The organism is Billgrantia sp. C5P2 (assembly GCF_051062895.2).
The window spans coordinates 535363-561145 of sequence record NZ_CM128542.1; the positions used below are offsets into that span (position 1 = coordinate 535363).

A 25783-nucleotide genomic window follows, 5' to 3' on the forward strand; every position below is an offset into this window, starting at 1 on the left:
GGCCACCCGATGCCGGCTCTGCTGGAGCCGACGGATGGGCATTATACGCAAAACCGGGGTGCTTGCAAGTCCCTCGGAGGCGGCTCGGCGTCGCTCAGTTCTGGCGCTCCACGGCGAGTCGGGCCAGGTCGGCCATGCTGTCACGGTAGCGGCTGGGGGGCAGGAAATCGAGCTGCTCCAGCGCCTTGGCCGACATCTCCTCCGCCCGTGCTCGGGTGTAGTCCAGCGCGCCGGTATCGCGCACGATGGCCAGCACCTCGTCCAGTCGCTCGAGCCCGCCCTGGCGAATGGCCTGACGAATCGTCTTGGCCTGGTCGGCGGTGCCGGCGGCCATGGCCTGGATCAGCGGCAGGGTCGGCTTGCCTTCAGCCAGGTCGTCGCCCACGTTCTTGCCCATGGCCTTGGTGTCGCCCTGGTAGTCGAGCAGGTCGTCGACGAGCTGGAACGCCAGGCCCAGGTAACGGCCGTAATACTGTAGTGCCGCTTCCTGTCGTGGGTCGGCCTCGGCCAGAATGGCGCCGCTGTGGGTAGCGGCCTCGAACAGCATGGCTGTCTTGCCCTGGATGGTCTCGAAATAGACCGCCTCGTCGATGTCGGGGTTGCCCACGTTGGTCAGTTGCTGCACCTCGCCCTCGGCGATGACGCAAGTGGCGCTGGAGAGCACGTCCATGATCTTGAGCGAACCAATCTGCACCATCATCTGGAAGGAGCGAGAATAGAGGTAGTCGCCCACCAGCACCGATGGGGCGTTGCCCCAGGCGTCGTTGGCCGTGGCACGGCCGCGGCGCATGTGCGATTCGTCGACCACGTCGTCGTGCAGCAGGGTCGAGGTGTGCATGAATTCGATTAGCGTGGCCAGCGAGATGTGCTTGTCGCCTTGGTAACCCAGCGCTCGAGCCGCCAGCAGGACCAGCAGTGGGCGCAGCCGCTTGCCGCCGCTGGCGATGATGTATTGGCCGATGGTTTCCACCAGCGGAACCCGCGAGGCCAACTGGTCCATGATGGTGCGGTTGACCGCGGCGAAATCGTCGGCAACCGCGGCATGGAGCGACGAGGCGGAGGCGTTGCTGTCGGTCGGGCTGGTAGAAGCGTTGGCAGGCATGAGGCGGTGTCATCGAGCTGTTGGGCCGAATGCCGGACAGTGGCTAGTGGCCTTGGGTTGCGGGTCATGCTATGGCCCCCCCATGGGGGCGTCAAGCTGTGCTGCGGTGAGCCTTGATGTGAGGCGGCGTCGGGTCGAGAGTGAGGGTAAAGGCCGCTTGAATGGCACGCTGGGCGCGGTTATAATGCGCGGCCCACTCATCATGCTCCCTGTCAGATGGCTGCCAAAAGGGGCGCCACTCGAAGCAGGCCGACGAAGAGCCAACCCCGATGAGTTCTGGAGAGATGCACATGTACGCAGTAATCAAGAGCGGTGGCAAGCAATACCGCGTTCAGGAAGGCCAGACGCTCAAGCTCGAGAAGCTTGAGATTCCGACCGGCGAAACCGTCGAGTTCGACCAGGTGCTGCTGGTCGCCGATGGCGACGACGTGACCATTGGCGCTCCGCTGGTCGACGGTGCCAAGGTGGCCGCCGAGATCGTCTCCCACGGCCGTGGCGAGAAGATCCGTATCATCAAGTTCCGTCGCCGCAAGCACCACATGAAGCGTCAGGGCCACCGTCAGTGGTTCACTGAAGTCAAGATCACCGGGATTTCCGCCTAAGCGGCTTCCCCTTAACGAGCGAGGACTTTGCAATGGCTCATAAGAAGGCAGCCGGCTCTACCCGTAACGGCCGCGATTCAGAATCCAAACGCCTTGGTGTCAAGCTGTACGGCGGTCAGGCCGTCACCGCAGGCAACATCATCGTGCGCCAGCGTGGTACCCGTTTTCACGCCGGTACCGGTGTCGGCATCGGCCGCGACCACACCCTCTTCGCCCTGAGCGACGGTGTGATCAAGTTCGAGACCAAGGGTCCGAAGAACCGTAAGTTCGTCAGCGTCGTCTCTGCCTGAGAACGCCCGAACCGGTAAAGGGAAGGCCCCGCTCAGGCGGGGCCTTCTTGTATCATGACGGTAGCATCCGTCGGGAGAGTGTCACATGCAGTTCGTCGACGAAGCCTCGATCATCGTGGAAGCCGGCAGGGGCGGTAACGGCTGCCTGAGCTTTCGCCGCGAGAAATACGTGCCCAGGGGTGGTCCCGATGGCGGCGATGGCGGGCATGGCGGCAGTGTCTACCTGGTCGGCGACGACGCCCTCAATACCCTGATCGACTTCAAGTACCAGCGTTTCTACCAGGCCGAGAGCGGGCGCCCTGGACAGGGGCGGCAGATGAGCGGTCGGGCCGGCAGCGACCTGGTGGTCAAGGTGCCGGTGGGTACTACGGTAATCGATGAGGACACCCTCGAGGTGATCGCCGACATCACCGAGATCGGGCAGCAGGTGCTGGTGGCCCAAGGGGGGCGCCGGGGCCTTGGCAACATCCATTTCAAGTCGTCCACCAACCGGGCGCCGCGCAAGACCACGCCCGGTACCGACGGCGAGCGGCACAACCTGCGCCTGGAAATGAAGGTGATGGCCGATGTCGGCCTGCTGGGCATGCCCAACGCCGGCAAGTCGACCCTGATTCGCTCGGTCTCCGCGGCCAAGCCCAAGGTGGCCGATTACCCCTTCACCACCCTGGTACCCAACCTCGGCGTGGTGAAGCTGGGCATGCACGAGCACTTCGTGATGGCCGACGTGCCGGGGTTGATCGAGGGTGCCTCGGATGGTGCCGGCCTGGGCCTGCGCTTCCTCAAGCACCTGACGCGTACCCGGCTGCTGTTCCATGTCGTCGACGTGGCGCCTTTCGACGAGTCCGACCCGGTCGAGGCGGCGCAAGCCATCGCCCACGAGCTGGAGCAGTTCTCGCCGACCCTGGCCGAGCGGCCGCGCTGGCTGGTGATCAACAAGCTTGATCTCGTGCCGGAAGAGGAGCGCGAGGCGCGAGTCGCCACCATCGTCGAAGGTCTTGCCTGGACGGGGTCGGTCTATCGTATCTCGGCGATCAGCGGTGAGGGCACCGATGCCCTGGTGCAGGCGGCGCACCGCTGGCTGACCGAGCAGCGCCGGCTGGAAAACGAGGACGAAGCAGCGGCCGAGCGTGAGCGAGAAATGCGCGAGCGCATGGAGGCCGAAGCAGTGGCGCGCACCGAGGCGCGCCTGGGTCGCAGGCGCAAGCGCAGCGATCAGGACGATGATGACGATGACTTCGACGACGATGATTACGATGTCGAAGTCGAGTATGCCCCTTAAGTGAACACTGGCTGCGCTCGGCCATACGTCGTTAAACCTTGACTCAAGATGCTCATTTGCAACAGCAAACTCCGCTCTTTCGCCAAGGTTTGCCTAGTCTGACCATCGCTCGCGCAGTGTCTCGATGTTGGTAAATTGCAGCCTTGTGGGAGAGTCGAAAGGTGAGCAACGAGCGGGTTCCGGGTCGCGATGCGCTGCGTGGCGCTCGCCGGGTGGTGGTGAAGATCGGCAGTGCGCTGCTGACCAATGACGGGCGCGGGCTCGACGAGGCGGCGATCGGCGGCTGGGTGGACCAGATCGCGGCGCTGCATCGCCAGGGCGTCGAGGTGGTGCTGGTGTCGTCGGGTGCCGTGGCGGCCGGTATGGTGCGGCTGGGCTGGCAGGCCCGCCCTTCGGCAGTGCATGAGTTGCAGGCCGCCGCCGCGGTCGGACAGAACGGCCTGACCCAGTGCTACGAGCATCATTTTGCACGTCATGGATTGCTCACCGCCCAGGTGCTGCTGACCCATGACGACCTCTCCAACCGCAAGCGGTACCTCAACGCGCGCTCGGCGCTGCGTACCCTGGTCGACCTGCGCGTGGTGCCGGTGGTCAACGAAAATGACACCGTCGTCACCGACGAGATCCGCTTCGGCGACAACGATACCCTGGGCGCGCTGGTGGCCAACCTGCTCGAGGCCGAAGCACTGGTGATCCTCACCGACCAGGAGGGGTTGTTCGACGCCGATCCCCGGCATAATCCCGCGGCCACGCTGATCAGCGAAGGGCGTGCCGACGATCCGGCGCTTGCGGCAGTGGCGGGTGGCGGTGGCGCGCTGGGGCGGGGTGGTATGACTACCAAGGTGCAGGCGGCTCGCTTGGCCGCTCGCTCCGGCGCCGTTACGGTCATTGCCAGCGGTCGCCAGCCCGATGTGTTGTCCCGGCTGGTCCAGGGCGAACGGCTGGGTACGCTGCTGTGTCCGGAAGAGGCGCCGATCGCGGCGCGCAAGCGCTGGCTGGCGGGGCAGCTGCAGGTACGCGGTAGCCTGACGCTGGACGCCGGTGCGGTGAAAGTCCTTCGCGGCAGCGGCTCGAGCCTGCTGGCGGTAGGGGTCAAGGCGCTTTCGGGCGACTTCGTTCGCGGGGACATGGTGCTGTGTCTCGACGAACAGGGCGAGAGGATTGCCAAGGGGTTGGTCAATTATGGCGCCGACGAGGCACGCCGCATTCTGGGTCAGCCGAGCCACCAGATCGAGGCGATCCTGGGCTACATGGAGGCCCCCGAGTTGATCCACCGGGATAACCTCGTCGTGCTGTGATCCAGTGTTTTCGCTGCATGTAGCATGACGCCGCGCACCTGTGGTAGGATGCGCCATCCTCTCAGACACGGCCCGTCGACAATCTTGACGTTGACACAATGGCCAGGCCGGCAGGAAAGCGATAATTCCAGGCCGGACAAATCGTTATCGATGCCGCCCCACATTGGGCGGCGTTAAAGTTTTTCAGGAGATAGTCAGTGGCAAACAGCAAGCAAGCCCGCAAGCGTGCCCGTCAGGCGGAAGGCCGTCGTGTTCTGAAGGCGAGCCAGCGCGCCATGGTGCGTACCTATGTGAAGCGTGTCATCAAGGCCATCAACGGCGGCGACCACGCCACCGCGATGACCGAGTTCCAGAAGGCGCAGCCGATCATCGACCGCATCGCCGACAAGGACGTGCTCTCCAAGAAGAAGGCCGCGCGCCTGAAGAGCCGCCTGAACAAGCGAATTAAGGCGCTGGCTGCGTAAAGCCGGACGCCTGGAGACGTCGCGAGCGCTCATCGGTTCGATGCAGTGTATCGCGATCTCGAAAAACCGGCCTTGGCCGGTTTTTTTGTGCCTGATGGTGGGACGCTCCCACCTTGAACGAGCCTGGTGAGGAAGGGATAGGTGACGGAACGCGAGCAGTTGCCCGAGCCCGGAAAGTCGGCCCCGCCCCAGGTGGCCGACGACGATCGAGCCGTTGCACCCAAGGCCGGTGGTCTGATGCGCTCCGGCCTGGTCGTCGGCGCCATGACCATGCTGTCACGAGTCATGGGGTTGGTGCGCGACGTGGTAGTGGCGACCCTGTTCGGTGCCGGTAGCGGCGCCGATGCCTTCTTCGTCGCCTTCAAGATCCCCAACTTCATGCGCCGCCTGTTCGCCGAAGGGGCCTTCAACCAGGCCTTCGTGCCGGTGCTCTCCGAGTACGCCACCCGCGGCAGCAAGCGCGAAGTGCGCGAGCTGCTCGATGCCGTGGCCGGCAGTCTCACCGCCGTGCTTGCGCTGATCACTGCCCTGGCGATGCTGGCCGCACCCTGGCTGGTCTGGGTCTTCGCGCCCGGCTTCGGCCGCGACCCGGCCAAGCTGGCGTTGACCGCCGACATGCTACGGCTGACCTTTCCTTACCTGCTGCTGGTCTCGCTCACCGCCTTCGCCGGCAGCGTGCTCAACACCTGGAACCGCTTCGCCGTGCCGGCCTTCACTCCGGTGCTGCTCAACCTCTCGCTGATCGGTGCGGCCGTGCTGCTCACGCCCTTGATGAGCGAGCCGGCCATGGCGCTGGCCTGGGGAGTGCTGATTGCCGGCTGCGCCCAGCTCGCCTTCCAGGTGCCGTTCCTGGCACGCCTGGGGCTGATGCCGCGGCCGTGGCCCAACTTCGCCCACAGCGGGGTGAAGCGCATCCTGGTGCTGATGGCGCCGGCGCTGTTCGGCGTCTCGGTGTCGCAGATCAACCTGCTGCTGGACACGGTGCTGGCTTCACTGCTCGCGCCTGGCAGCGTCTCCTGGCTCTATTATTCCGACCGCCTGGTCGAGCTGCCACTGGGGGTGTTCGGTATTGCCATCGGCACGGTGATCCTGCCGGCGCTCTCCAAGCGCCACGCCGAGCAGTCGGGCGAACACTTCGCCGCCATGCTCGACTGGGCGGTGCGCGCCGTGTTGCTGCTGGGCTTGCCGGCGGCGCTGGCGCTGGCGATCCTGGCCGAGCCGTTGCTGATCTCGTTGTTCCACTACGGCGCCATGACCGAGCACGACATTGCCATGGCGGCCATGAGCCTGCGGGCCTACGCCTTCGGCCTGGTCGCCTTCATGCTGATCAAGGTGCTGGCGCCGGGCTTCTTCGCCCGCCAGAACACCAAGACGCCGGTCAAGGTCGGCATCATCGCCATGGTGGCCAACATGGTGTTCAACCTGATCCTGATCTGGCCGCTGGCCCATGCAGGCCTGGCCCTGGCTACGGCGCTGTCGGCGTTCCTCAATGCGGGCCTGCTGGGTTGGCTGCTCTACAAGCAGGGCGTGCTGGTGTTCCAGCCTGGCTGGGGCCGCTACGCGGTGCAACTGATCGGCGGCTGCGTGGTGATGAGCGTGGGGCTGGCCTGGCTCGCGCCGGACTGGCAGCAGTGGCTGGGCTGGGGCGTATGGACACGGGTACAGTGGCTGGCGCTGCTGGTTGTAGCCGGCGCGATGGTCTACTTCGCCTGGCTGGCGGCGCTGGGCGTCAGGCCGCGGCAGTTCCGGATGCGAGGGTGAGAGCTGTTCTTCTAGCAACGTGCCGGGGCTGATCCAAGGGCAAAGGTCGCCGAGAAGGCGCTGTGAATGCTTCCCTGGACGCTACATTTGCCATCCATGGCAAATGGCCTTCTCGTCGACCTTTGCCCTCGGCACCCCTCGGTGTGGGGAGTCGGGCCGGCCGGCTGTCAAGGGGAGCCAGGTCCGCTATAATCGAGCCCTTTACACGTTTCAACCCTAACAGGATGTTGACGACCAGATGGAAGTCATTCGAGGACTGCACAATCTGCGCGAGGAGCATCGCGGCTGCGTGGCCACCATCGGCAATTTCGATGGCGTGCACCGCGGACACCAGGCGATTCTCGATCAGTGCCGCGAGCAGGCCTCGAAGCTGCGCCTGCCGGTAACGGTCGTGGTGTTCGAGCCCCAGCCGCGTGAATTCTTCGCCGGCGACCAGGCGCCGCCGCGGCTGACCCGGCTGCGCGAAAAGGTGCGCCTGCTGGGCGAGAGCGGCGTCGATTACGTGCTCTGCCTGCCGTTCAACGAGCGGCTGCGAAGCCTCACCGCGGTGGAATTCATCGACCGTGTGTTGGTCGAAGGGCTGGGTGTACGCCATCTGGTGGTGGGGGACGACTTCCGTTTTGGCTGCGACCGCAGCGGTGATTTCACCTTGCTGGCCAAAGAGGGGGAGCGGCGTGGCCGCGAGGGCTTTGGCGTCGAGCATACGCGCACCTTCGCCTATGACGACGAACGGGTCTCCAGCACGCGAGTGCGCACTCTGCTGGCCAGCGGCAACTTCGCCCAGGCGGCGAGAATGCTGGGGCGCCCCTATCGTCTCGGTGGAAGGGTGGTCGCCGACCAGAAGCTGGGGCGTACCATTGGCGTGCCCACCGCCAACCTGCCGCAGCCGCGCCTGCCGCTGGCGCTGCGCGGGGTCTATGCGGTAGTGACCGAGCTACCCGATGGGCAGCGCCTTCCCGGCGTGGCCAATATCGGCTGGCGGCCAACGGTGGGCAGCGACCGGCCGGTGCTGGAGGTCCACCTGTTCGACTTCGACGGCGACCTCTACGGGCAGCGCCTGGTGGTATTTCCCTGTGCCAGGCTGCGCGGCGAAGTGAAGTTCGACGACTTCACTGCGCTCAAGCAGCAGATCGCTGCCGACCAGGCCCGTGCCCGGCGCTATTTCGCCGAGGAGTGCCACACGGCCAGGGAGCTTGGCCTGACAGACGACTCTCTTCCATTGGCATCGGCGCCGCTGGCGCGCGAAGCCGTGAATTTCGAATCCTCGGCGGGACGTTCCGCCGACCACGACGACGGCTGACTCCCAGGATATGAGCGACTACAAGCACACACTGAACCTGCCCGAAACCGACTTCCCCATGCGCGGTAACCTGCCCCAGCGTGAGCCCGGCCGGGTGGCACAGTGGCAGGACATGAAGCTCTACCAGCGCCTGCGTGAGGAGCGCCGCGGCCGCGAGACCTTCGTGCTTCACGACGGCCCTCCCTACGCCAACGGCAGCATTCACATCGGTCATGCCGTCAACAAGATCCTCAAGGACATCATCGTCAAGTCGAAGAACCTGGCCGGCTTCGATGCGCCCTACGTGCCCGGCTGGGACTGCCACGGCCTGCCCATCGAGCACAAGGTGGAGACTACTCACGGCAAGCACCTCGAGCCCGAGCAGGCGCGAGGGCTGTGCCGCGAGTACGCCGCGGCGCAGATTCAGACCCAGCTCGCCGATTTCGTGCGCCTGGGTGTGATCGGCGACTGGGACAACCCCTACCGCTCGATGGACTACGCCAACGAGGCGGGCGAGATCCGCGCGCTGGCCGACATGGTCGCGGCGGGTTACGTCTTCAAGGGACTCAAGCCGGTCAACTGGTGCTTCGACTGTGGTTCGGCGCTGGCCGAGGCCGAGGTGGAGTACCAGGACAAGAAGTCCGATGCCATCGATGTGGCCTTCCCGGCTGCCGACGAAGCCAAGCTGGCAGCCGCCTTCGGGCTGGCGACGTTGCCCAAGCCCGCCGCCATCGTGATCTGGACCACCACGCCCTGGACCATTCCGGCCAACCAGGCACTCAACGTGCATCCTGAGTTCACCTACGCGCTGGTGGATACCGGTAGCCGCCTGCTGGTGCTGGCCGAGGAACTGGTCGAGTCGTGCCTGGAGCGCTACGAGCTCCAGGGCAAGGTGATCGCCACCGCCAAGGGTGAGGCGCTCGACCTGATCGAGTTCCGCCACCCTTTCTACGACCGCATCTCGCCGGTCTATCTCGCCGACTACGTCGAGTCCGAGGTGGGCAGCACCGGTATCGTTCACTCCGCCCCGGCCTATGGCGTCGACGACTTCGTCACCTGCCGTGCTCACGGCATGGCCTTCGAGGAGATCAAGAGCCCGGTGCAGGGCAACGGCGTCTATGCCGACGACCTACCGTTCTTCGGCGGTCAGATGATCTGGAAGGCCAATCCGCAGATCGTCGACAAGCTGCGCGAGGTCGATGCGCTGCTGGCGCACAAGGTGATCACCCATAGCTACATGCACTGCTGGCGCCACAAGACGCCGGTGATCTACCGCGCCACGGCGCAGTGGTTCGTGGGCATGGATATCAAGGACAAGGAAGGGCGCACCCTGCGCGAGCGGGCGCTCGAGGGCATCCAGGCCACCCACTTCACTCCGGCCTGGGGGCAGGCGCGGCTGCACGCAATGATCGCCAACCGTCCCGACTGGTGCATCTCGCGCCAGCGCAACTGGGGGGTACCGATCCCGTTCTTCCTGCACAAGGCCAGCGGTGAGCTGCATCCGCGTACCGTGGAACTGATGGAAGAGGCCGCCAAGCGTGTCGAGCGCGATGGCATCGATGCCTGGTTCCGCCTCGACCCGGCCGAGCTGCTGGGCGACGAGGCGGCGGATTACGACAAGGTCACCGACACCCTCGACGTGTGGTTCGACTCCGGCACTACCCACCGCCACGTGCTGCGCGGCTCGCATCCTCACGGTCACGAGAGCGGCCCACGCGCCGATCTCTACCTGGAGGGTTCCGACCAGCACCGCGGCTGGTTCCACTCGTCGCTGCTGACCGGCTGCGCCATCGACGGCCACCCGCCGTATCGCGGCCTGCTCACCCACGGCTTCACCGTCGACGCTCAGGGCCGCAAGATGTCCAAGTCGATGGGTAACGTGGTGGCGCCCCAGGAGGTGATGGACAAGCTGGGTGCCGACATCCTGCGCCTGTGGGTCGCCTCCACCGACTATTCGGGCGAGATGGCGGTCTCCGACGAGATCCTCAAGCGTACCGCCGACGTCTACCGGCGCATTCGCAATACCTCGCGCTTCCTGCTCAGCAACCTCAACGGCTTCGACCCTGAGCGCGATGCGGTGGCCTTCGGCGACATGCTGGCGCTGGACCAGTGGGTGGTGGATCGCGCCGCCCAGCTCCAGGCGCGCATCGAGAAGGCCTATGAGGAGTACCGCTTCCTCGACGTCTACCAGCAGGTACATACCTTCTGCTCGCGTGAGCTCGGCGGCTTCTACCTCGACGTGATCAAGGACCGCCAGTACACCACCCAGGCCGACTCCCTGGCCCGGCGCAGCTGCCAGACCGCGCTCTATCACGTGGTCGAGGCGCTCTCGCGCTGGGTGGCACCGATTCTCAGCTTCACCGCCGAGGAGATCTACGAGCACATCCCCGGCGATCGCCGCGACAGTGTGCTGCTCGAGAGCTACTACCCAGGCCTCGCCACCCTGGCCTCGGATGCCGAGATGGGCCGCGAATTCTGGGAGCAGGTGCTCGAGGTCAAGCAGGCGGTCAACAAGTGCCTGGAGGACGCCCGCAACGCCAAGACCATCAAGGGTAGCCTGGCCGCGGAAGTGACGCTCTATGTCGATGACAAGCTCAATGCCATCCTGGCCAAGCTGGGCGAGGAGCTGCGCTTCGTGATGTTGACCAGCGAGGTGCGCCTGGCACCCCTGGCCGAGGGGCAGAACGCAGATGATGCCGAGGCCACCGAGCTGGCGGGCCTGAAGGTTGCCGTCGCGGCCAGCCCCCACCAGAAATGCGAGCGCTGCTGGCACCATCGCGAGGATGTAGGTAGCCACGCCGATCACCCCGACCTGTGCGGTCGCTGCATCAGCAACCTGCCGGAAGGCGCCGGTGAGACTCGCCACTATGCGTGACAAGGAACAAGGCGGTGGCGCTTCGGTGCCGCCGATGCACAAGCCGCTGCGCTGGCTGTGGCTGGCCGTCGCCGTAATGCTGCTGGACCTTGGCACCAAGGCGCTGATGTCGAGCGTGCTGAGCTACGGCCAGCCGGTGGAAGTGCTGCCGTTCTTCAACCTGACATTGCTGCACAATACCGGCGCGGCGTTCAGCTTCCTTGCCGGACATCCCGGTTGGCAGCGCTGGTTCTTCGCTCTGATCGCCGTTGGCGCGACGGTAGGCCTCAGCATCTGGATGAGCCGGCTCAAGGCCGACGAAAAGCTGCTCGCCGTCTCGCTGGCACTGGTCATCGGCGGGGCGCTGGGCAATCTCTATGACCGCCTGGTACATGGCTACGTGGTCGACTTCTTTTCCTTCCATGTCGCCGGCTGGTACTACCCGGCCTTCAACGTGGCCGATATCGGCATCACGCTGGGGGCCGTCGGCCTGATCTGGGAATCCATCTTCGAAGGCCGCAAGCAGGCGCGGCGGCGCGGCTGACACGCCTGCTATGCTGCTGGCAGATACCGACCTAACGAGCGCAAGAGCCGATCAAGCGAGAGCGACATGAGCGAATATCGCATCGACGAGGGCATGGAAGTGACCCTGCACTTCACCCTCAAGCTGGAGGACGGCACCATAGTCGACTCCACCCGGGAAAAGCAGCCCGCTACCTTTCAGGTGGGTGACGGCAACCTGCCGCCCGGCTTCGAGCACCCTCTGAAGGGCATGACGGGCGGTGAAAGCGGCAGCTTCGAGATCACGCCTGAGCACGGTTTCGGCCAGCACAATCCGCAGAACGTGCAGATGCTGAGCCGCGACGATTTCGAGGAGATTGAGCCCGAGGTGGGCACGGTGATGTCCTTCTCCGATCCCGCTGGCGGCGAATTGCCTGGGGTGATCTCCGCCGTTGGTGAGCGCCAGGTGGAAGTGGACTTCAACCATCCGCTTGCCGGGCGTACCCTGACCTTCGAGGTGGAAGTGATCGACGTCCGGCCCGCGCAGACACACTGAGCGGTTAGCACGATGATCGACTGTCAGAAGGGAGTCGGGGGCGGGTCGTAGCGGAGGTCTTTTGCCAGGGAAGGCAAAAGTAGCGCCTAGGGATGGGGTCACAGCGCCTTCGCAGAGAACTGCCGCCGCGACAGCCCTGACTTGAAATACCATTATCGGATGCCCTGACGCATCAAGGCGACGTAACCATGCAAGCTAACTCCGTGCGAATCAGGCTGGCCAATCCCCGCGGCTTCTGTGCCGGTGTCGATCGTGCCATCGAGATCGTCAACCGTGCACTGGACGTCTTCGGGCCACCCATCTACGTGCGTCATGAAGTCGTTCACAACCGCTTCGTGGTCGACACGCTGCGCAGCCGTGGAGCTGTCTTCGTCGAGGAGCTCGACGAGGTGCCCGATGATGTCATCGTGATCTTCTCCGCCCATGGCGTCTCACGGGCTGTGCAGGAGGACGCCGAGCGGCGCGGTCTCAAGGTCTTCGACGCCACCTGCCCGCTGGTGACCAAGGTGCATTTGGAAGTACTTCGCTACGCCAGGCGTGGACAGGAGTGCATCCTCATCGGCCATGCCGGCCATCCGGAGGTGGAGGGCACCATGGGGCGCTACGACGTAACCCACGGCGGCGCCATCTACCTGGTCGAGGACGAGGCTGACGTCGAGCGTCTGGCGGTGAACGACCCGACCCGGCTTGCCTTCGTCACCCAGACCACGCTCTCCATGGATGACACTGCCCGGGTGATCGATGCCCTGCGCGTGAAGTTTCCCGAGATCGAGGGGCCACGCAAGGACGACATCTGCTATGCCACCCAGAACCGTCAGGATGCGGTGCGCGAGCTGGCTGCCGACTGCGACCTGCTGTTGGTAGTGGGTAGCCCCAACAGCTCGAATTCCAACCGGCTACGGGAGCTGGCCGAGCGGGTCGGCACACCGGCCTACCTGATCGACGACGCCAGCCAGATCGATCCGGTGTGGCTCAAGGATGTATCTGCCGTCGGTATCACCGCAGGGGCGAGCGCGCCGGAGGTGCTGGTCAAGGGGGTGATCGAACGGCTCCAGGGATTGGGCGCTCAGGCGCCGGAGGAACTGGCCGGCCGCGAGGAGACCATCACCTTTTCCATGCCCCGCGAGCTGCGTGAACGCGTGATCGCCAGCGATTCGCTATCCTCAGAAAAGGTATGAAGAACGATACCACCTGAAGGTATGAGACTTCTCATGCTGTGTGAGAATATCAAGCCGGGCCTGCCCCGGCTTTTTTCATGACGTATCTAGCAGGGTTGGTTGTCATGATACATACTGAAACCAAGTGTAACCAATCAGCGGAGGAGCGCCGAGTGACGACCTACGCTTGCCCGGCTCATCGCTGGTCCCGGTATGGCACGCCCCGGCGCGCCCATGGCTTTACGCTGATCGAACTGATGATCGCCGTGGCCGTGATCGCGATACTGGCGTCTATTGCCATACCGAGTTATCGCGGCTATGTGGAGCGGGCGACACGCACCGATGCCCATGCCGGGCTCATGGAGGCAGCCGGTCAGCTCGAGCGTTGCTATACGGTCAACAACTCCTATGCGGGATGCAGCGTGGCTTCGCCCTCTCCTGATGGAAACTACACAATCACCGTGACGAGTGCTGCTGCGACTTACACCCTCACTGCTGCATTGAGAGCCGGTCGTGGCCCGGACGGATGTTCCGGGAACATGACCCTGAATCATCAAGGTGTCAGAAGCCCTGCGGCCTGCTGGTAACGTATCGATGAAAAGCGCTGGTTTCACCCTCATCGAGTTGTTGGTCACGATCGCCGTGATGACGATCGTTGCCACCATTGCCGTACCGGGCTTTCAGGGCATGATGGCCAGAAACCAGCTCGCGGGTGACTACAACCTGATACTGTCCGGTCTGAACCAGGCCCGCAGTGAGGCCATCAAGCGGCGCGAGAACGTGACATTCCGGGTGACACAAGCCAGCCCCTGGGAATACAGGATCACTACGGCCGACAATAACGACATTGCGATTCGCTCTGCACGCGGCGGCGGCCAGGTCAGTATCACCAATACGAATATCACCTTCAATGCGCTGGGGCGTCGCGCGAACTGCACGTCAGGCTGTGACATCACGGTCGATCACAGTGCTGCCGGAGACATCGACCTGCGCGTGAGTACCACTGGCCGTATCGGCAAGCCGACGAGTTGAGGAGCGAAATGAGACGCCACGCTCAGTCAGGTTTTACGCTAATCGAAGCGCTGATCGCCGTGCTGGTGCTCTCCATCGGCCTGCTCGGTGTAGCGGCCATGCAGCTCAGGGCGCTGCAGAGCGCCCATATGGGCTATCAGCGCGCGGTGGTCAGCCTGGCGGCGATCGATGCGCAGGAGAGGGCGTGGGCCGCGCTTTCAGCGGATCCCAACAAAGCGTGCCCGGCTGCGAATGCGGTCGAAAATGGCTGGCTGGGGAACTGGTTCGGCACCCTTCTTTTCGATACGGGAAGCGATATCGGCGGTACGGACTGTGACTATAGCGTAACCGTACGCTGGCAAGAGGATCGCTATGGCGCGGGTGAAACCGGGGTGGGGTTCGTTTACCAGTTCCGGTTGCCCGACCTGGATCCATAAGGGGAGCGCGCACAATGACCATTGCAGGCTCACCGCATCATGTCCCTCATCAGCAGTCAGGCTTCACTCTGATCGAGCTGATGGTGGCGTTGGTGATCGGTCTGGTCATCATTCTCGGTGCCGGTCAGCTATTTCTCATGGGATTCCAGACGTTCCGTCAGATCGAGCTGCTGGGCAACAAGCAGGCGGCGCTGACCTTTGCCACGGAGACGCTGATACGCGATATTCGGCGGGCCAATAACATTGACTACGATGCCACAAATGATGAATTGACGGTCGAGTTTCCGAACAATGGAGACATGAGCGGTTGCGGCCCGGGTGTGAGGGTCGTTCGTGTCTATCGTCTGAGTAGTTCGGCATTGAGCGCCAGCGAAGGTTGGTCTCTGAATATGGGACAGGAGTGCAACGATACGCCTAGTGGCTCCGATTTTGAGCCGCTGGTGACCTCCTTTGTGGCCAATGGATTCAGTGCAACTGATGCTTCAAATGGTATCTGGCTAGTCAACTTCTCGCTGATGGCGAATCGGGATGGCAGCGTGACGGATGATTTCGAGTTCCGTGCCGTCAACCGAAACCAGGCCGTCAATTGATCTTGCCCTGATGGGCATGGGAGGGAGCATGAAGCAACAGCGAGGTGCAGCGCTTGTCGTCGTTCTCTCCATGCTGGCCATGTCACTGATGCTGGGACTTTCCGGCATGCAGTCGTCGCAGATTGATGAACGCTTGGCGGGTAACTACAAGGCTTCGGCCGAAGCCCAGATGGGTGCGGAAAGGGCCATCTCGGCCGGCTGGGGCGTGAGTGGCAGCGGAGTGAGCGTCAGCGATTTCGATGCCACGCGGACCCTCGCTGAAGTGGAAGCCTACAGTTGGACGGAGTTCATTGCCTTGAGTGATATCTCCGCCAACGTCTGTAGCGGCAATATCGCCTGTCACTATTATTTGCTCCAGGATGGGGGCGAATATTTCATTGCTGGCATGGGGGCCGTGGTCAGTGCGGGCACTCTGGCGGCCCTGAGCCAGCCGGTCTTCGCTCGCGTCGAGTTCACTCCGGGGCCGAATCCTGCCTTTACCAAGGGGCTGCTCAGCGCCGACTATATCCTGGTCACGGGTCAGTCCACCGTCATGGGTAACGTCCACTCAAACGGTACCGTCGACATTACTTTGCGAAACGGTTCGGAAGCGACAGTGACCGATGGTAGCGACCAGATGATCGAGGTTCCTTTGCCTGGGACCAGGCCCGAAGGCGAGGACATGAGTGCCTGCGACGAAAATCCTGCACCTTACTGCTACAAGAGCTATGACCCCAACGTGTTTGACGAGTACGAGAACAGGGAAGGCGTCATCAATACCTGTAGTATCGACGTCGACGCGCTGAACGACGGCGATACGGTGTTTTGTGATAATGACCTTGTGGTGTCCGGTGGAAATATAGGCAGTAAAAGAGTGACTCTGGTGTCGACCGGTAACGTCACGATGAACGGGGCTACTTCAAGCGGCGGCAGCGAGAGCGAGATCGGCCTTTTCGTCATCGCCGGCCAGGATATCGAATTCAATGGCAACACGGATAATTATGGCGTGTTCTGGGCCGGTGGATATGTGCGTCAGAACGGCAATTCGAGCCTGTATGGCGCAATCGTGGCGGGCACCTATATTCGCAGCAATGGCGGTATAGACTTCATCAGCATCGATAACGTAACCAATCCGGATACTTTCGTACCTGCCGAGCCGAAGATCGTCGCTTGGTACTGAGAGGGAATGTCTTGCCGTTTGGTCTGCGAAAACGCCTGGTCACTCGGGTTGCAGGCTGATCTAAGTCAGGCATAAATCCGAGTGCTCGTCCCTCCCCTCATTTTGAATCGAACCGACTAGGTCCGGGGGCGCCTGTCTTTTCGCATATTCTTTCGTTTGCTCTACCCTGAAAGAACAAAGGAGCATTGCACTGAGGCGGGCAGCAGCCCCCCGGCGGCCAATGCAGCAAATACTCGTCCAGGGAGGGCATCCATGCACCAGCAGCACGGTGCCGCGCTCATTGTCGTTTTGTCCTTGCTATCCATCACCTTGATGCTGGGGCTGTCGGGCTTCCAGTCCGCCTTGGTCGATGAGCGTCTTGCCGGCAATTATCGTGCGTCGACCGAGGCACAGATGGGGGCCGAGCAAGCCATTTCCTACGCCTGGGGCGAAGGGGGCGAGCACCTCACCTCGGCTGACTTCGTGCCCGCCGCATCCCTCGAGGCGCTGGAGTCTCAGGACTGGGAGGCGTTCTACCCCGGGAGTCGTGCCGGGCCCTGTCGCGGCAACCTGCGCTGCCCCTTTCGTTATGTGAGGGTCGGCGGACAGTACTACATCGTCGCCATGGGGGCGATCGCCAGCGACAACCAGGCGATGGCAAGCAGCCTGCCGGTGGTCGCGAGAGTCGAATTTCGTGAGATTCCCGATCCCGCCTTCACTCGGGGGTTGCTGAGCGCGGGACATATCAATGTCACGGGCAATTCCACGTTGACCCCGGCACGCTATGCGGACGGCAGTATCAATCCCAGCGTGGTGCATGCCAACAGCATCGTCGATATCAGCGTGCCGGAAAGCCAGAGAGCCTACATCACGTCCGGGGCCGACCGCATGGTCGATGTTCCTTTGCCTGGTGAGCGTCCAGCCGGCGAGGACGTATCCCAGTGCACCCGCGCAACGCCCCCTCCTCATTGCTACAAGCGCTATGACCCGGATGTTTTCGATGAGTATCGCAACCGGTCGGGTGTCATTCGCAGCTGCAGCGTCAACCTCAACTCGCTGCGCCATGGTGATACGGTGTACTGCGAAGGGAGCTTATCGGTGGGGAGCGGTAGCGTGGAGGGCAAGCAGATCACCCTGGTGGCCACGCAGGACGTGTCCATGAGCGGCTCCACGACGACCTCGAGCCCAGTCAATGCCGAAATCGGCCTTTTCGTCGTGGCGGGCCGCAACATCTCCTTCTCCGGCAGGACGGACAATTATGGTGTCTTCTGGGCCGGTGGGTATGTCAGCCAGAGCGGTACATCTCGGCTTTACGGTTCTATCGTGGCGGGGAATTACATCCAGAGCAGCGGCGGCATCGACTTCACCAGCATCAATAACGTGACCAACCGTGATGCCTATATCGAGGCTGAGCCGCGCATCGTTTCATGGCGTTAGCTGGGTTCCCGACATCGGAGAGCCGGGAATCATCATGACTCGGAAGGCTTGCGATAGTGGCCGGGCACGGTGACACGTTCTCCGCTGGGAAGCTCGCGTACGTGGGTGGGAACGTAGATGCGTTTGATGACGCTGCGGGACTTGCCGTTCGACATGCTCGACTCCTTGTCCGTTAAGACCTTGATCCACTCTACGTCAGGGGTGACGCGCCGTGCAATCCCGTTCCAGCGGGCAACGCTTGGTTTTACGCCTAGCGCCGGATTGCCTAGTGTAGGTAGAGGGATGGTACAGAGCGGAAGGAGCCGGGATGGGGCAATTGAACTTGGCGCTCACGGTCGTGGGTGGCCTGGTGTTATTCGTGGGTTTGTTGTCGAGCCCGCTGGATCGCTCCTGGCTCTCTACTCCGCTGTTCGCCTTCCTGATCGGTGTGGCGCTGGGGCCCCATGGCCTGAGCGCACTTGACCCGATGGAGTGGGGCAATGCCAAGCGAATGCTCGAGGAGACGGCGCGGCTGACGCTTGGCATCAGCTTGATGGGCATTGCGCTGCGTCTTCCGCCCAGTTATCCCTTCGTGCACTGGCGCTCGCTGCTGGTGCTGCTGGGCATCGCCATGCCGGCCATGTTCCTGATCAGCTCGCTGCTGACTCACTGGGTCATGGGCCTGCCCTTGTTGTTGACACTGCTGGTCGGCGGCACCGTCTGCGCCACCGACCCGGTGGTGGCGTCTTCCATCGTCACCGGCGGGGTGGCAAAGGAGAATCTCCCCGACAGCTATCGTCACCTGCTTTCCAGCGAGTCCGGCGCCAACGATGGCCTGGCCTATCCCTTCGTCCTGCTGCCGATCTTGCTGTTGTCCCTGCCTGCCGGAGATGCCTGGCTCGACTGGTTCGGCAGGGTCTGGCTGTGGGAGATCGGCGGGGGTGTGCTCACCGGGATCGCGCTTGGCTGGGCGGCAGGGCGAGCCTTGCAGTGGTCTGAAGAGCGTGGCTTTCTCGATCAGCCTTCTTTTCTTTCCATCACCCTGGCACTCACTATCCTGGTGCTAGGCTTGGGCCAACTGTTGGGAACCAACAGCATCCTGGGTGTCTTCGCTGCTGGCCTGGCCTTTGATCAAGAAGTGGGCGGCAAGGAGCGTAGCGAGGAAGATAACGTCCAGGAGGCGGTCAATATTCTGCTGACGATGCCAGTTTTCGTCCTGTTCGGCCTGATTGCCCCTTGGTCCGAGTGGCAGGCGCTGGGTCTGCAAGGAGCGCTATTGGCCCTGCTCGTGCTGCTGTTTCGCCGCCTGCCGGTCATCCTGCTGCTGCGGCCCTGGCTGCCAGCGATGCGTAACTGGCCAATCACCCTGATCATGGGCTGGTTCGGCCCGATCGGTGTGTCGGCGCTCTACTACGCCACGCTGGTGTCGAGCCGCAGCGGTTACGATCTGGCCTGGACGGTCGGCACTCTGATCGTGCTGGCCTCGATGACTGTACACGGGATTACCGCGACACCTTTCGCCAACTGCTATGGGCGTTGGCAGCGACGGCGCCGGGAGCGACACTAGTTCTAGCCATCCTCATCCAGCAGCATTTGATGGCATCGCTCGCGAGCCTGCTCGAGTTCAACTGCCTCCCAGACGTTCCATTTCGTCAGTGCTCTTGGCTAGCCATGAGCTGTTGGCTCAGTCGAACCGCCAGCGGTAGCACGTGCTCGCGCGTCAGTGCCGCCAGAGGAAGCTCACGTGCCTCATCGGGCGTTACCCAGCGGAGCTCGGCGATCTCCGCGGCGGCCAACAACGAGTGTGACGGCAGCTTGGCCAGGAACAGCCAGGCATGGACCTGACAGCCGGGCTCGTTGGCGGCCGGAGCAGTGAATTCGCCAAGCAGACGCAGGGCGCTCGGTGCTTGGCTGAGTTCTTCGTGCAGCTCTCGACGCAGCGCGGCCTCTGCGGGTTCGCCAGGTTCTAGCTTGCCGCCGGCTTGCATGAAGCGTTCGGTGCCACGCTTGCGCACAAGCAGCAGGCGTCCCTCGCTATCGAGGATCACTGCCGCGGCGATGCGCAAGGTGGTCAGCCGAGCTTGGCTCATGAGTTCGGTCCCTGTCCGTGAACCGCCTGCCCGCTATCTTGGGAGCATGCGGCAATCAGTTTCAATGGTAGCGAGACGGCAAGCGCGTGAAGCGTACCGGGGGGCTGTACTTCTCGCCCGCCGGGGCGCGCTCGGGAGCGGGGCGGACCCGCCAGCCCCGCGAGCTCGCCCACTCCTTGAGCTCTCGATAGTCGAGCAGCGGGTATTCGCGGCTGTAGGGGTTGGGCGCGGACGAAGGGAAGGCGAAGGCCACATGCGGATAGCGGGCCAGGGCGTCTTCGCTGTTATGGGCGGCCAGGGCAAGATCCAGGGCGTGCTGCCACGCCTGAGAATCCCGAGGGGTGTGTGCCGTGCTGAGTCGAGCGTTGTCGTTTGCGTAGAGACTTCCCATGACGTTTACCTCACTTCGAAATCGTTGAAGGTCGCAGCCAAGTTGTCGAGTGGGCGGTAATCATTTCGGCGGCGAGCGGCGATGAGGCTTGACGGTTACCGTCTTTGGCCCAGGCTTGGGGGAGGACCTGGCGGGTTGGGAAGGGGTTGAGCGACGATGTGGCTTGACGGAAACGCTTTTTCTGGACATGACACACCTCTTGGTTGGCTACCGGGATACTACATGAAGGCCTTCGGCTCCTTTTCCTGCTTGGTAGGTGCCCCACCCAACGCTGGGTGAGGCTTGTGGTCCAGGATCAATCCCAACTGAGCGCGCCGCCCACCTGGTACTCGGTGACGCGGGTCTCGAAGAAGTTCTTCTCCTTGCGCAGGTCGATGATCTCGCTCATCCACGGGAAGGGGTTCTGCGCCCCGGGGAACTGCTCCTTGAGGCCGATCTGGGCCAGGCGGCGGTTGCAGATGAAGTGCAGGTACTCCTCCATGATCGCGGCGTTCATGCCCAGCACGCCGCGGGGCATGGTGTCGCGGGCGTAGGCGATTTCGAGCTCGGTGCCCTCGAGGATCATCTGGGTGACCTCGTCCTGGAACTCGGGCGTCCACAGGTGCGGGTTCTCGATCTTGATCTGGTTGATCATGTCGACACCGAAGTTCAGGTGCATCGACTCGTCGCGCAGGATGTACTGGAACTGTTCGGCCACACCGGTCATCTTGTTGCGCCGACCCATGGAGAGGATCTGGCTGAAGCCGCAGTAGAAGAAGATGCCCTCGGTGACGCAGTAGAAGGCCACCAGGTTACGCAGCAGTTCCTGGTCGGTCTCGGGGGTGCCGGTATTGAAGTCGGGACGCGCCAGCGACTGGGTGTGCTTGAGGCTCCAGGCCGACTTGGCGGCCACCGACGGCACCTCGCGGTACATGTTGAAGACCTCGCCCTCATCCATGCCCAGCGACTCCACGCAGTACTGGTAGGCGTGGGTATGAATCGCCTCCTCGAAGGCCTGGCGCAGCAGGTACTGGCGGCACTCGGGGTTGGTGATCAGGCGATAGAGGGCCAGCACCAGGTTGTTGGCCACCAGCGAGTCGGCAGTGGAGAAGTAGCCCAGGCTGCGCTCGACGATGCGACGCTCGTCCGCGGTCAGGCCATCCTGGCTCTTCCACAGCGCGATGTCGGCGTTCATGTTCACTTCCTGGGGCATCCAGTGGTTGGCGCTGCCGTCCAGGTACTTCTGCCAGGCCCACTCGTACTTGAAGGGCACCAGCTGGTTGAGGTCGGCGCGAGCGTTGATCATCTGCTTGTCGTCGACCTCGATGCGCGCCGCACCCATCTCGAGTTCCTCGAGGCCGGCGGCCACGTCGAGCTCCTCCAGCGACTTGCGGGCCCGCGCCAGACGGTCGCTGTCGGCCACCTGGTAGCTGCCGCTGCTTTCCTTCACCTCATCGCTCGGGGTCGCCGCGGGCTGCGGCTTGGCGGCAGGTGCCGGCGCGGCCTTGGCCGGCTGCTCGGCGACGGAAACCTCTTCTTCGTTGAATTCGTCCCAGTTCAGCATTTCCACTTCCTTCACGTTCGGTGGAGCGGGAGGCGGCGTTGCCGCCTCCGGTGAGGATTACTGGCAGGCCTCGCAGCCCAGGTCGTCGATGTCACTTGCGCTTGGCGCACGCGAGCCGCTGCCCGCCTTGCCGGTGAGGAAATCCTCCACGCCGCGCGGTGCTCTCTGCGCTGTGGGCGGAGTCGCGGAGGGCTCCGGCGCGGTGGAAGGCGACTGATTGCTTACCGCATTGAGCGTGCCGCGGCTCACGGTGGATTTCTCCACCGAGGTGGCGCCCAGGGCGCGCAGGTAGTAGGTGGTCTTGAGGCCGCGGAACCACGCCATGCGGTAGGTCACGTCGAGCTTCTTGCCAGAGACGCCCTTGATGTAGAGGTTCAGCGACTGGGCCTGGTCGATCCATTTCTGGCGCCGTGCGGCGGCCTCCACCAGCCACTTCGGCTCCATCTCGAAGGCGGTGGCGTACTTGGCCCTGAGATCTTCCGGTACCCGCTCGATGGGTTGCACGCTGCCGTCGTAGTACTTCAGGTCGTTGATCATCACCTCGTCCCACAGGCCGCGTGCCTTGAGGTCGTGGACCAGATAGGCGTTGACCACCGTGAACTCGCCGGAGAGGTTCGATTTCACGTAGAGGTTCTGGTACGTGGGCTCGATCGACTGCGATACGCCGCAGATGTTGGAGATCGTCGCGGTGGGGGCGATCGCCATCACGTTGGAGTTGCGCATGCCCTGTTCGGCGATCTTCCGGCGGATACGCTGCCAGTCCTGGGTGGCACTGGTATCGACTTCGATGTACTTCTCGCCGCGCTCCGTCACCAGCTTCTCGATGGAGTCGATGGGCAGGATGCCCTGACTCCACAGCGAGCCCTCGAAGCTTTCGTAACGGCCTCGCTCGGCGGCGAGGTCCGATGAGGCCTCGATGGCGTGATAGCTGACAAGCTCCATGGAGTGGTCGGCGAACGCCACCGCTTCCTCGGAGGCGTAGGCGATGTCCTGGGCGTAGAGGGCGTCCTGGAAGCCCATGATGCCGAGTCCCACCGGGCGATGCTTGAAATTGGAGTTCCTGGCCTGGGGCACCGCGTAGTAGTTGATGTCGATGACGTTGTCGAGCATGCGCACGGCGGTGCGTACAGTCTTCTTCAGCTTGTCGTCGTCGAGCTTGCCGTCGACCACATGCTGGGCCAGGTTGACCGAGCCCAGGTTGCACACCGCGATCTCGTCGGCGCTGGTGTTCAGCGTGATCTCGGTGCACAGGTTGGAGGAGTGCACCACCCCGGCGTGCTGCTGGGGGCTTCGCAGGTTGCACGGATCCTTGAAGGTGATCCACGGGTGGCCGGTCTCGAACAGCATCGAGAGCATCTTGCGCCACAGGTCCTTGGCGCGAACGCGCTTGAACAGCTTGAGCTGCCCCGAGCGGGTCATCGCCTCGTACTCTTCATAGCGCTTCTCGAAGGCGGCGCCATAGAGGTCATGCAGGTCCGGGCAGGTGGCGGGCGAGAACAGCGTCCACTCCTTGTCGTCGAACACCCGCTTCATGAACAGGTCGGGCACCCAGTTGGCGGTGTTCATGTCGTGGGTGCGTCGGCGGTCGTCGCCGGTATTCTTGCGCAGCTCCAGGAACTCTTCGACGTCCAGGTGCCAGGTCTCGAGGTAGGCGCACACCGCCCCCTTGCGCTTGCCGCCCTGGTTCACCGCCACGGCGGTGTCGTTGACCACCTTGAGGAACGGCACCACGCCCTGGCTCTTGCCGTTGGTACCCTTGATGTAGGAGCCCAGCGCGCGCACCGGCGTCCAGTCGTTGCCCAGGCCGCCGGCCCATTTGGAGAGCAGGGCGTTGTCGCGGATGGCACTGTAGATGGCGTCGAGGTCGTCGGGCACGGTGGTGAGGTAGCAGCTGGAGAGCTGGCTGCGCACGGTGCCCGAGTTGAACAGCGTCGGCGTGGAGGCCATGTAGTCGAAGCTGGAGAGCAGCTCGTAGAACTCGATGGCGCGCGCCTCGCGGTCGTCTTCGTTCAGCGCCAGGCCCATGGCCACGCGCATGAACATCACCTGGGGCAGTTCGTAGCGGACGTCGTCACGGTGGATGAAGTAGCGGTCGTAGAGCGTCTGCAGGCCCAGGTAGGTGAAGGCGTTGTCTCGGCTATGGTCGAGGGCGTCGCCGAGGCGCTCGAGGTCGAACTCGGCCAGCGCCGGGTCAAGCTGCTCGAACTCGATGCCGCGGGCCACGTAGGCTTGAAACGCCGGCTTGTAGAATTCGGCCATCTCACCGAAGGTGGCCTCCTCGGCGATACCGAGGAACGACAGCGCTTCGCGGCGCAGATTGTCCTGCAGCAGGCGGGCGGTGACGTAGGTGTAGTTCGGCTCCTTCTCCACCAGGGTGCGCGCGGTCATCATCAGCGCCTGGGAGACGCCATCCACCGAGACGCCGTCGTAGAGGTTCTTCAGCGACTCCTCGACGATGCGGTTGGGGTCGACGTTCTCGAGCTCCGCGCAGGCATCGAACACCAGCGTCTCGATGCGGCCGAGGTCCAGCGGGCGACGGCTGCCGTCGGGCAGCGTGACGTTGAGCGTGGGGTGCGGCTTCTCGATCTCGGTACCGGTCGCGGCGCGGGCCCGGGCGTGTTCCTCGCGATAGAGCACGTAGGCGCGGGCGACTTTCTGCTCACCGGCGCGCATCAGCGCCAGTTCCACCTGGTCCTGGATGTCCTCGATGTGCACGGTGCCGCCGTCCGGCATGCGGCGCAGGAAGGCGCGAGCGATGGACTGGCTAGCCTGTTCCACGAAGTCGCGGACCCGCGAGGAGGCGCTGACGTTGTCGCCCTCCACGGCAATGAAGGCCTTGCGCATGGCGACGGCGATCTTGCCGGCGTCGAAGGGCGCCACGTCGCCGTTGCGCTTGATGACGCGCAGGGTTTGCGGGGCCGTGAGCGACAGCTCGGTGGGGTCGGGGGTCTGGAGTTCCATGCCGATAATCCCTTCTGCGTGGGAATGAGGTCAGGGGCGACGAAGGCATTGACAGCCGACGGAAGGCTTGGTAAATGCACATCATCTTGTGTCGTTCTCTTTTGAGAACACAAGATAGTGTGCTTTTTCGTCTCCTTCAAGTGGATAACCTGTGGGTGAGCTGTGACTCGCCGGGGGGCATCCTTTGGGTTGTTGTGCAAGTCCGGGCTATGCTTCGCTGGCAGGCTGCAATGACGCGAAATGTCATGAAAGGCAGGCGAAAGGAGCTATTTCGGGTATCCTTGATTTGTAATTTGGCGGGACAGGGTGTCCCGAGTGATAACGAAGCCCAGCACGGGGATGACTAGGATGGATGACAACCTGGAAAGCAGCGACATGGAACACGTGCTGATTATCGAGGATGACGTGCGCCTGGCCGAACTCACCCGCGACTACCTTGAATCCAATGGGTTCAAGGTCACGGTGGAGGCCGAAGGTTCACGAGGTGTCGAACAGATACTGACGTTGCAGCCGGATCTGGTGATCCTCGATCTGATGCTGCCCGGAGAGGATGGATTGTCGATCTGTCGCCGGGCCAGGCCCGACTATGCTGGGCCTATCCTGATGTTGACCGCCCGCACCGACGACATGGACCAGGTGCTGGGGCTGGAAATGGGGGCCGACGATTACGTGCCCAAGCCGGTCCAGCCCAGGGTGTTGCTGGCACGCATGCGGGCGTTGCTGCGGCGAGCCGAGAACGCCGAGAATTCCGGTGAGGCCCGTCTCACCTTCGGCAACCTGGAGATCGATAGCGCCACCCGCGAAGCCTGGTTGCAGGGAGAGCGTATCGATCTCACCAGTGCCGAATTCGATCTCTTGTGGCTATTGGCCAGCAATGCCGGCCGGGTGCTCACTCGAGAGGAGATCTTCAGCGATCTACGCGGCATCAAGTACGACGGCCAGGATCGCTCCATCGACGTCCGGGTCTCGAGGATTCGTCCCAAGATCGGCGACGACCCCAATCATCCGCACCGGATCAAGACGGTACGCAGCAAGGGCTATCTATTCGTCAAGGATGCCTGAA

25 protein-coding genes are annotated in these 25783 nt (G+C 63.3%); 19 read left to right on the plus strand and 6 right to left on the minus strand.

The genetic code is table 11. The features are described 5' to 3' along the window. Positions 1-94: 94 nt before the first annotated feature. Entirely contained in the window at positions 95-1102 is a 1008-nt protein-coding gene (ispB, locus tag ACRWQA_RS02510) for an octaprenyl diphosphate synthase (RefSeq protein ID WP_263581333.1), read from the minus strand. A 290-nt stretch (positions 1103-1392) separates the two neighbouring features. Here ispB and rplU point away from each other — a divergent pair, with 290 nt between their 5' ends. The 17 genes from rplU to ACRWQA_RS02595 all read left to right on the plus strand — a co-directional run bounded on the left by rplU (position 1393) and on the right by ACRWQA_RS02595 (position 17756). Further along, a complete protein-coding gene (gene rplU / locus ACRWQA_RS02515) occupies positions 1393-1704 on the plus strand; it encodes a 50S ribosomal protein L21 (protein WP_263581332.1) in 312 nt (103 codons plus the stop codon). 32 nt (positions 1705-1736) lie between these two features. Continuing rightward, entirely contained in the window at positions 1737-1994 is a 258-nt protein-coding gene (rpmA, locus tag ACRWQA_RS02520; protein WP_167119120.1) for a 50S ribosomal protein L27, read from the plus strand. An 85-nt stretch (positions 1995-2079) separates the two neighbouring features. Continuing rightward, complete coding sequence (gene cgtA, locus ACRWQA_RS02525; protein ID WP_434226948.1) at positions 2080-3273, plus strand: Obg family GTPase CgtA; 1194 nt, start codon at positions 2080-2082, stop codon at positions 3271-3273. A gap of 161 nt (positions 3274-3434) precedes the next feature. Continuing rightward, positions 3435-4571 (plus strand): glutamate 5-kinase, encoded by a 1137-nt coding sequence (gene proB / locus ACRWQA_RS02530; protein ID WP_263581330.1) that lies wholly within the window; start codon positions 3435-3437, stop codon positions 4569-4571. Positions 4572-4768: 197 nt separating this feature from the next. Next, complete coding sequence (gene rpsT / locus ACRWQA_RS02535; RefSeq protein WP_010626521.1) at positions 4769-5035, plus strand: 30S ribosomal protein S20; 267 nt, start codon at positions 4769-4771, stop codon at positions 5033-5035. Positions 5036-5272: 237 nt separating this feature from the next. Beyond that, positions 5273-6796 (plus strand): murein biosynthesis integral membrane protein MurJ, encoded by a 1524-nt coding sequence (gene murJ, locus ACRWQA_RS02540; protein WP_434227170.1) that lies wholly within the window; start codon positions 5273-5275, stop codon positions 6794-6796. 238 nt (positions 6797-7034) lie between these two features. After that, positions 7035-8096 carry a bifunctional riboflavin kinase/FAD synthetase gene (gene ribF / locus ACRWQA_RS02545; RefSeq protein WP_263581329.1) on the plus strand — a complete coding sequence of 354 codons (1062 nt, stop codon included), beginning with the start codon at positions 7035-7037 and terminating at the stop codon, positions 8094-8096. A gap of 10 nt (positions 8097-8106) precedes the next feature. After that, on the plus strand, positions 8107-10950 hold the full coding sequence (gene ileS / locus ACRWQA_RS02550) for an isoleucine--tRNA ligase (RefSeq protein WP_434226949.1): 2844 nt from the start codon (positions 8107-8109) through the stop codon (positions 10948-10950). Positions 10951-10984: 34 nt separating this feature from the next. Beyond that, complete coding sequence (gene lspA / locus ACRWQA_RS02555; RefSeq protein ID WP_434227172.1) at positions 10985-11473, plus strand: signal peptidase II; 489 nt, start codon at positions 10985-10987, stop codon at positions 11471-11473. A 66-nt stretch (positions 11474-11539) separates the two neighbouring features. Then, a complete protein-coding gene (fkpB, locus tag ACRWQA_RS02560; protein WP_434226950.1) occupies positions 11540-11986 on the plus strand; it encodes an FKBP-type peptidyl-prolyl cis-trans isomerase in 447 nt (148 codons plus the stop codon). 188 nt (positions 11987-12174) lie between these two features. Further along, a complete protein-coding gene (gene ispH, locus ACRWQA_RS02565; protein ID WP_263581326.1) occupies positions 12175-13164 on the plus strand; it encodes a 4-hydroxy-3-methylbut-2-enyl diphosphate reductase in 990 nt (329 codons plus the stop codon). Between the two features lie 152 nt (positions 13165-13316). After that, positions 13317-13730: a type IV pilin protein gene (locus ACRWQA_RS02570; protein ID WP_434226951.1), complete on the plus strand. Its 414-nt coding sequence runs from the start codon at positions 13317-13319 to the stop codon at positions 13728-13730. Between the two features lie 7 nt (positions 13731-13737). Continuing rightward, positions 13738-14175, plus strand: a complete 438-nt coding sequence (locus tag ACRWQA_RS02575) for a GspH/FimT family pseudopilin (protein WP_446326246.1) — start codon at positions 13738-13740, stop codon at positions 14173-14175. An 8-nt stretch (positions 14176-14183) separates the two neighbouring features. Further along, the gene (gene pilV, locus ACRWQA_RS02580; RefSeq protein ID WP_434226953.1) at positions 14184-14591 is read left to right on the plus strand and encodes a type IV pilus modification protein PilV; all 408 of its coding nucleotides are present in this window, start codon (positions 14184-14186) and stop codon (positions 14589-14591) included. A gap of 14 nt (positions 14592-14605) precedes the next feature. After that, positions 14606-15181 (plus strand): PilW family protein, encoded by a 576-nt coding sequence (locus tag ACRWQA_RS02585; RefSeq protein WP_434226954.1) that lies wholly within the window; start codon positions 14606-14608, stop codon positions 15179-15181. A gap of 28 nt (positions 15182-15209) precedes the next feature. Next, entirely contained in the window at positions 15210-16340 is a 1131-nt protein-coding gene (locus ACRWQA_RS02590; protein ID WP_434226955.1) for a pilus assembly PilX family protein, read from the plus strand. 252 nt (positions 16341-16592) lie between these two features. Next, positions 16593-17756, plus strand: coding sequence for a pilus assembly PilX family protein (locus tag ACRWQA_RS02595; RefSeq protein ID WP_434226956.1), 1164 nt, complete (start codon positions 16593-16595; stop codon positions 17754-17756). A 32-nt stretch (positions 17757-17788) separates the two neighbouring features. Here ACRWQA_RS02595 and ACRWQA_RS02600 read toward each other — a convergent pair whose 3' ends face one another. Next, positions 17789-17911, minus strand: coding sequence for a hypothetical protein (locus ACRWQA_RS02600; protein WP_263581320.1), 123 nt, complete (start codon positions 17909-17911; stop codon positions 17789-17791). Between the two features lie 152 nt (positions 17912-18063). Here ACRWQA_RS02600 and ACRWQA_RS02605 point away from each other — a divergent pair, with 152 nt between their 5' ends. After that, a complete protein-coding gene (locus ACRWQA_RS02605; RefSeq protein ID WP_434226957.1) occupies positions 18064-19302 on the plus strand; it encodes a cation:proton antiporter domain-containing protein in 1239 nt (412 codons plus the stop codon). An 85-nt stretch (positions 19303-19387) separates the two neighbouring features. On the opposite strand, the gene ACRWQA_RS02610 is transcribed toward ACRWQA_RS02605, so the two are convergent. From ACRWQA_RS02610 to ACRWQA_RS02625, 4 genes are all read right to left on the minus strand, one after another. Beyond that, positions 19388-19825, minus strand: a complete 438-nt coding sequence (locus tag ACRWQA_RS02610; RefSeq protein ID WP_434226958.1) for an NUDIX hydrolase — start codon at positions 19823-19825, stop codon at positions 19388-19390. Between the two features lie 61 nt (positions 19826-19886). Continuing rightward, complete coding sequence (locus tag ACRWQA_RS02615; protein WP_263581317.1) at positions 19887-20216, minus strand: hypothetical protein; 330 nt, start codon at positions 20214-20216, stop codon at positions 19887-19889. A gap of 295 nt (positions 20217-20511) precedes the next feature. Continuing rightward, positions 20512-21759, minus strand: coding sequence for a ribonucleotide-diphosphate reductase subunit beta (locus tag ACRWQA_RS02620; RefSeq protein WP_263581316.1), 1248 nt, complete (start codon positions 21757-21759; stop codon positions 20512-20514). Positions 21760-21816: 57 nt separating this feature from the next. Further along, positions 21817-24720 (minus strand): ribonucleoside-diphosphate reductase subunit alpha, encoded by a 2904-nt coding sequence (locus ACRWQA_RS02625; protein WP_263581315.1) that lies wholly within the window; start codon positions 24718-24720, stop codon positions 21817-21819. Positions 24721-25068: 348 nt separating this feature from the next. Here ACRWQA_RS02625 and ACRWQA_RS02630 point away from each other — a divergent pair, with 348 nt between their 5' ends. Beyond that, positions 25069-25782: a winged helix-turn-helix domain-containing protein gene (locus ACRWQA_RS02630; protein WP_263581314.1), complete on the plus strand. Its 714-nt coding sequence runs from the start codon at positions 25069-25071 to the stop codon at positions 25780-25782. The last annotated feature ends 1 nt before the right edge of the window (position 25783 follow it).